The organism is Tetragenococcus muriaticus DSM 15685, assembly GCF_000423785.1.
Lineage (GTDB): Bacteria > Bacillota > Bacilli > Lactobacillales > Enterococcaceae > Tetragenococcus > Tetragenococcus muriaticus.
Map to the genome: position 1 here is coordinate 1 of NZ_AUIQ01000077.1, position 6,899 is coordinate 6,899.

Sequence of the window (6,899 nt, forward strand, 5' to 3'; positions counted from 1 at the left end):
CCTTGATTTGTCATACCACCATTGTGTTCACGCGCTACATCTTATTAAGTTGGCAACAACGCTGTGCCAATGACGAGCGGACCTTAGGCGGCTTATTTTATGAACTTGCTGACCAAATAAAAGAACTTGACTGGTCGGTGGCTTTATTAGAACTAATGGACATTTTGCAAGCAGTCAGTGAAAAAGCGAGTCATAAACTACAAGACTTCATTGAAAGTCAACTGCAGCTCTGGATCGATACGCTGCCCAATTATATCAAGGCTTATCTACCGAATTTGGTGTGCGAAACTTGAGTTAAAAAAATAAATAAAATTTTTAGCAATAAGTCTTTTCTTGTGAAATAGTTCCTATATATAAGGTATGCCACAGTTTTTTTGTGAAAAAATGGTCAAAAATTCGCTTAAATATTCTAATGCTTTGTGTAGAGGCCAGATGAATAGATTGCAATGGCGAGGTTTCTGTTTTAAAATAAAAGTAGATGTTTTCACATCTGGAACTTTAATAAATGGAGGGAATTACATGAAAGTTATCGTTGTTGGCTCTTCCCACGGTGGATACGAAGCAGTTCGTGAATTATTGATGGATGAACCAGATACAGAAATCCAATGGTATGAAAAAGGAGACTTCATCTCGTTCTTATCTTGTGGTATGCAGCTTTATCTTGAAGGCTATGTCAAAAATGTAAATGACGTCAGCTATGCAACACCAGAAGAAATGCGATCAAAAGGCGTTTCTGTGTTTGTCGAACAAGAAATTACAGCTATTAACCCAGATAAGCGTACGGTTCACGTTATTAACCATCAGGATGGTACAGAACGCGATGAAACTTATGATAAATTGATCCTAAGCCCTGGTGCTGTTCCTGCAACCTTACCTGTTGAAGGCACCGATTTGGAAAACGTCTATGCGATGCGCGGTCGTGACTGGGCAATTAAATTAAAACAAAAAACGGTTGATCCAGACGTGCGTAATGTAGTTATCGTTGGTGCTGGATATATCGGTATTGAAGCTGCAGAAGTTTTTGCCAATGCTGGCATGAACGTAACAGTAATCGATGTATTACCAAGAATGTTGGACACTTACTTGGATGAAGAATTTACAGATATTTTAACAAAAGAAATGGAAAATAATAACGTCCAAGCTGCTCCTGGGCAAAATATCCAACGCTTTGAAGGAAAAGATGGAAAAGTCAGCAAAGTTGTGACTGACCAAGGGACTTATGATGCAGATCTAGTTGTTGTGGCTGCAGGAATTAAACCAAACACAAAATGGTTAGGAGATACATTAGAACTAACGTCTGGTGGTTTAATTCAAATTGATGACTACCTACAAACCAGTGTCCCAGATATTTATGCCATTGGGGATGCTACTTTAGTAAAATTTGCTCCAACTGACGGCAAAGAAACACGTATTGCTTTAGCTTCCAATGCTAGACGTCAAGGACGTTTTGCTGCTAAGAATGCTCTAGGGTACAAAAAGGCGATGCCAAGTGTTTCTGGCTCTAGTGCACTTTCACTTTTTGATTATAATTTTGCTTCTACAGGAATTAAAGAAGGAACGGCTGAAACGTATGGTGTAGAAACAATGTCTACATTGGTAACGGACAGTTATCGTCCACCATTTGTCCCAGAAAAACACGGTAACGCAGAAGTTTATTTCAAATTAACCTATGATCCAAATACGACAAGAATTTTGGGTGGCCAAATCATGTCTAGAGAAGATGTTACACAAAATATAAATGTGATCTCTCTAGCTATTCAAGAAAAATTGACATTGGAAGATCTAGCTTACGCAGATTTCTTCTTCCAACCAGATTTTGATCGACCTTGGAGTATTCTAAACATAGGTGCTCAACAAGCTTTACGCGATGTAGAAAATAGAAAATAAGTAATAAATTAGGACCAACGGAAGTTTATTCCGTTGATCTTTTTAGTTATTTCAAAAAATTGTTACTTTGTTTTAGTTATGATAAGATAAAAAGTGTATAAAACGCTTTCTTGCAAAATTTCAGATGGAACTACTCGTAGGAAGAGATGTAGGAGTCAGTCTAATAGTAGAGGAGAGAATAAGATGAAAACCAGCCTTTTGCTACTTTCTCATAGTAAAGAAATTACGGATGGAATCAAAAAGATGATCGAACAAATGCAAACGTCAAATGATGTATCCATCTATTCCTTAGGTGGTACAGTAGATAACGAGATAGGTTCTGATCCGATAAAAATTGTTGATGCGGTCAACGAGGCGGATGAAGAAGATCAATTCTTAGTTTTTGCCGATATTGGAAGTGCCATTATGAATGCGGAAATGGCGCAAGACATGCTAGAAGAAGAGCAACAAAAGCGTTATTATCTGGTAGATGCTCCTTTAGTTGAAGGCGCCTTTGCTGCGGCGATCACGGCTAGTACGACAAGTGACGTGCAACAAATGATCTCAGAAGCACAAAAAGCTGGGGAAAAAGATTGGTCATAAAAAGTAAACGGAGGGTGTATAATGAAAAAAATTATTAACCAAACAGATGATATTATTGAAGAAATGTTACGAGGCTTATCAGCGAGTTATCCTGGTCTCGTTCATCGCATAGAAGATTCTCGTGTCATTGCCAAAAATGAGAATAAAAAACAAGTCGCCTTAGTTTCTGGCGGAGGTAGCGGTCACGAACCTTCACATGCGGGTTTTGTAGGCGATGGGATGTTGAGTGCTGCCGTAGCTGGCGATGTCTTCACCTCGCCTACCCCTGACCAAATTCAAATAGCCATGCAAGAAGCTGACCAAGGCGAAGGTGTTTTATTGATCGTCAAAAATTATACAGGTGATAATTTAAATTTTGAAATGGCTCAAGAAATGGCGGAAATGGACGATATTCAGTCTAAAATTGTGGTGGTTGATGACGATATCGCGGTTGAAGACAGTGAATTTACTGCAGGCAAACGAGGGGTTGCAGGGACCGTTCTGGTGCATAAAATTTTAGGAAACGCCGCTCGTAGTGGGGCTTCTCTAGATGAATTAAAGCAACTAGGCGATGACGTCGTGAAAAAAATTAAAACAATCGGTTTAGCCTTGCATGCAGCGACCGTTCCTGAAGTAGGGAAACCTGGTTTTGAGCTAGCAGAAGATGAAATTGAGTATGGCGTGGGTATTCACGGAGAAGCAGGTTACCGTCGTGAAAAATTACAACCTTCTAAAGATTTAGCCAAAGAATTAGTTAGCAAAATTTTGTCCGACTATGACAAGCAACCTCAAAAAATGGGGGTATTGGTCAATGGAATGGGCGGTACACCTTTGATGGAACAATTTATTTTCATGAATGATGTGTTAAATCTGTTAAAAGAACAAAATATTGAAGTGACTTTCCATAAAGTGGGCAACTATATGACTTCTCTTGATATGGAAGGTGTTTCGCTAACGCTGATTGATTTAGAGGATGAAACCATCAAAGAAGCTTTAGAAAGTGAAGTTACTACGATTTCTTGGTAAGGAGGAAGATTTTATGCAATTAACGGCGAAAGACGTACAAACTTGGTTTGCGACATTTACAGACAAAATAAGAGAAAACAAAGAATATTTAAGTGATTTAGACACTCCCATTGGAGATGGGGATCATGGAAACAATATGGCTCGCGGTGTGAATGCTTATGAAGAATCGTTTGAACAAAAACAACCAGAGACGATCAGTGATATTTTTCAAGTATTTTCAATGGCGATGATTTCTAAGGTTGGAGGAGCTTCAGGTCCATTGTATGGTTCTGCTTTGATGAATATGGTCAAAGAAACGAAAGGCCTCGAAACAATTGATTCTTATGAACAGTTAGGCAACGTAGTCGAACAAGGGCTAGCCGGAATCAAAAAACGTGGGAAGACGGAATTTGAAGATAAAACAATGGTCGACGTTTGGGAGCCGGTAGCGCAAACTTTAAAAGAAGGTTCTCTTAACAAAGAACAAATCGCTCAAGCTAAGGAGCATACGAAAGATTTGATCGCTAAAAAAGGACGGGCTTCTTATTTAGGCGAACGTTCGAAAGGACACATTGACCCCGGAGCAGCTTCTAGCACTTTGCTTTTTGATGCGTTAGTGGAAACAATGGAATAAAAAAATTAAATAATTTTGAGAACTGCGAGGTTTTTAATAAAAATCTCGCAGTTTTTCTTGTTAAATAATAAAGAGAAATGTTATACTTATTATGTGGTTATAACCAGTTGAAAGGAAAGAATTCAATGGCTTATTCATTTAACGGGAAAACGTTGTATTACCAGCTTGTTGATATATTAAAAGAGCAAATTGAAAATAGTATACTTGCTCATGAAAAACTTCCTTCAGAACGAGAATTAGAAAAAAAGTATGGTGTTAGCCGAATTACTGTAAGGCTTGCTTTGCAAGAACTAGAAACAGAAGGATATATATATCGTCAGCATGGGAAAGGGACATTTGTATCTGATCTTAGTAAAACTACTACTGATCTAGCTGGTGCTTATAGTTTTACAGAGCAGATGAAAAAATTAGGCAGATATCCTGAAACTATTGTTTTATCATTTAAACAAACCGAAGCAAGAAAAAAGATCGCAAGTGCTTTAAATGTACCATTAGGGGAAACTGTATTTGAATTGAAACGTTTACGTTTAGCTGATAGAGAACCATTAATGGTAGAAACATCTTTTTTACCAGTAAAGTTATTCTTATCTTTGACTAAAGAGCAAGTTGAAAACAAGCCTTTGTATAATATATTTTCAGAAGACTTTAGCCAGAGAGTCCGTTTAGCTGATGAAGAGTTTTACGCTAGCATAGCTTCAAAAGAAGATTCAGAGGCATTACAAGTAACCATAGGTGCGCCAGTGCTACATTTAGTACGTTCCACCTATAATATGAAAAATGAGGTGATTGAATATACATTAAGCGTGGCTAGAGCAGATCAATTTCATTATAAAGTTCGACATATTCGTAATGAATAATATAAGGGGGAAAGAGTTAATGTTTACACTAACAAAAGAAGAATTAATCAGAAAAGGCGCAGAAATTACTACACGTGAAATTAAACAACAACCTGAGCTTTGGGAAGAAACACTAGAAATTTATCAAACAGCTAAAAAAGATATTGAAGATTATCTAGAAGTTATAAAGAAAAATGCGAACGGTAACAGAATACGCGTGGTCTTCACAGGCGCTGGAACTTCGCAATATGTAGGGGACACGTTAGTACCTTATCTAAATGCCAATGGCGATAATAGTACTTATATTTTCCAAAGTGTTGGTACAACAGATCTTGTAGCATCTCCTAGCGAGTACCTTTTTGAAGAGGAAACAACGCTTTTAGTTTCTTTTGCTAGAAGCGGCAACAGTCCTGAAAGTATTGCAGCAGTTGATATAGCAAATGCTGTGGTTAAAGATATTTATCATTTAACTATTACTTGTGCTTCAGATGGTACTTTAGCGCAAAGGAGTGAATATGAATCTAATAATTTTATGTTGTTAACGCCGAAAAGAGCAAACGATGACGGGTTTGCTATGACAGGAAGTTTTTCTTGTATGACATTAAGTGCTTTATTGATTTTTGATACTACCGAATTTGCTAAAAAAGCAAATTATGTTCATACGATCAGTAATATGGGTCAAGAAGTAATTAAACGTGAAGCTGAAATACAAGATATGGTAGATCGAGATTTCGAAAGGATTGTTTACCTAGGTTCTGGTAGTCTTTCTGGGTTAACTCGTGAAGCACAATTGAAAATTTTGGAATTGACAGCAGGAAAAATTGCGACAGTATTTGACTCTTCAATGGGATTTCGTCATGGACCTAAATCATTTGTTAATAAACAGACTTTAGTTTTTGATTTTATAAATAATGATCAATATACCCGAGAATATGATTTAGATATCCTAGAAGAGGTTAAAGAGGACGAAATAGCAGCTGGAGTATTCGCGATTGGTCAGACAGGTGAACGTAATTTCTCTGGAGATCAATTTTCTTTTTATGAAAGAACAACATTATTACCAGATGGGTATTTAGCTTTGGCTGATATTATGATAGCGCAAACAGTAGCTATATTAACTTCTATTAAAGTAAATAATACGCCAGACACCCCATCACCGAGTGGTACAGTTAATCGTGTTGTAAAAGGGGTAACCATTCATGAGTTTAAAAAATAAATAAAAAGGTGAGTAAATATATGGTGAAAATGACAAAAGCTAAAAAAGAAAAGATGGATAAGCTATCTACTTCCGCTGGTATTATTAACGCTTTGGCTATTGATCAGCGTGGAGCGTTGAAAAAAATGATTAAACAACTCAATATTGAGCCCACCGGCGAAATGATCGAAGAATTTAAAAAGTTGGTCTCCCAAAATTTAACTCCATATACTTCAGCAATTTTATTAGACCCTGAATATGGATTACAAGCAGCAAACGCTCGGGATGAGCAAGCTGGTTTATTATTGGCGTATGAAGAAAGTGGGTATGATACAACAAGTCCAGGGCGTTTACCTGATCTATTAAATGATTGGTCGGTATTACGTTTAAAAGATGAAGACGCAGACGCAGTTAAGTTCTTACTTTATTATGCTGTGGATGAAGACGCGGAAATAAATCACTCAAGTTTCGCACACCAAATTCGGTAGATAAGCCTTGATATAATTGGGCAGCGTATCGATCCAGAGCTGCAGTTGACTTTCAATGAAGTCTTGTAGTTTATGACTCGCTTTTTCACTGACTGCTTGCAAAATGTCCATTAGTTCTAATAAAGCCACCGACCAGTCAAGTTCTTTTATTTGGTCAGCAAGTTCATAAAATAAGCCGCCTAAGGTCCGCTCGTCATTGGCACAGCGTTGTTGCCAACTTAATAAGATGTAGCGCGTGAACACAATGGTGGTATGACAAATCAAGGATTGATAATTGCGCGTTTGGGTTTCTT

The 6,899-nt window shown here is 37.5% G+C and carries 6 protein-coding genes and 3 pseudogenes; 8 read left to right on the plus strand and 1 reads right to left on the minus strand.

Translation table 11 applies throughout. The features are described from left to right. The 8 genes and pseudogenes from G577_RS12225 to G577_RS11460 form a co-directional block, all read left to right on the plus strand. Positions 1-293, plus strand: a pseudogene (locus G577_RS12225) (IS4-like element ISTeha3 family transposase); the annotation flags it as partial. Between the two features lie 226 nt (positions 294-519). Continuing rightward, positions 520-1,887: an FAD-dependent oxidoreductase gene (locus tag G577_RS0109555; RefSeq protein ID WP_028791000.1), complete on the plus strand. Its 1,368-nt coding sequence runs from the start codon at positions 520-522 to the stop codon at positions 1,885-1,887. A 183-nt stretch (positions 1,888-2,070) separates the two neighbouring features. Further along, positions 2,071-2,469 carry a dihydroxyacetone kinase phosphoryl donor subunit DhaM gene (gene dhaM, locus G577_RS0109560; RefSeq protein ID WP_028791001.1) on the plus strand — a complete coding sequence of 133 codons (399 nt, stop codon included), beginning with the start codon at positions 2,071-2,073 and terminating at the stop codon, positions 2,467-2,469. Between the two features lie 21 nt (positions 2,470-2,490). Further along, complete coding sequence (gene dhaK, locus G577_RS0109565) at positions 2,491-3,474, plus strand: dihydroxyacetone kinase subunit DhaK (protein WP_028791002.1); 984 nt, start codon at positions 2,491-2,493, stop codon at positions 3,472-3,474. A 13-nt stretch (positions 3,475-3,487) separates the two neighbouring features. Beyond that, positions 3,488-4,087: a dihydroxyacetone kinase subunit DhaL gene (gene dhaL, locus G577_RS0109570; RefSeq protein ID WP_028791003.1), complete on the plus strand. Its 600-nt coding sequence runs from the start codon at positions 3,488-3,490 to the stop codon at positions 4,085-4,087. A 125-nt stretch (positions 4,088-4,212) separates the two neighbouring features. Beyond that, on the plus strand, positions 4,213-4,944 hold the full coding sequence (locus G577_RS0109575) for a GntR family transcriptional regulator (protein ID WP_028791004.1): 732 nt from the start codon (positions 4,213-4,215) through the stop codon (positions 4,942-4,944). Between the two features lie 19 nt (positions 4,945-4,963). Beyond that, on the plus strand, positions 4,964-6,139 hold the full coding sequence (locus tag G577_RS0109580; protein WP_028791005.1) for an SIS domain-containing protein: 1,176 nt from the start codon (positions 4,964-4,966) through the stop codon (positions 6,137-6,139). Positions 6,140-6,159: 20 nt separating this feature from the next. Then, positions 6,160-6,579, plus strand: a pseudogene (locus G577_RS11460) (beta/alpha barrel domain-containing protein); the annotation flags it as partial. On the opposite strand, the pseudogene G577_RS12230 reads toward G577_RS11460, so the two are convergent. Continuing rightward, positions 6,580-6,899 (minus strand): annotated as a pseudogene (locus G577_RS12230) (IS4-like element ISTeha3 family transposase); the annotation flags it as partial. It abuts the pseudogene before it with no gap.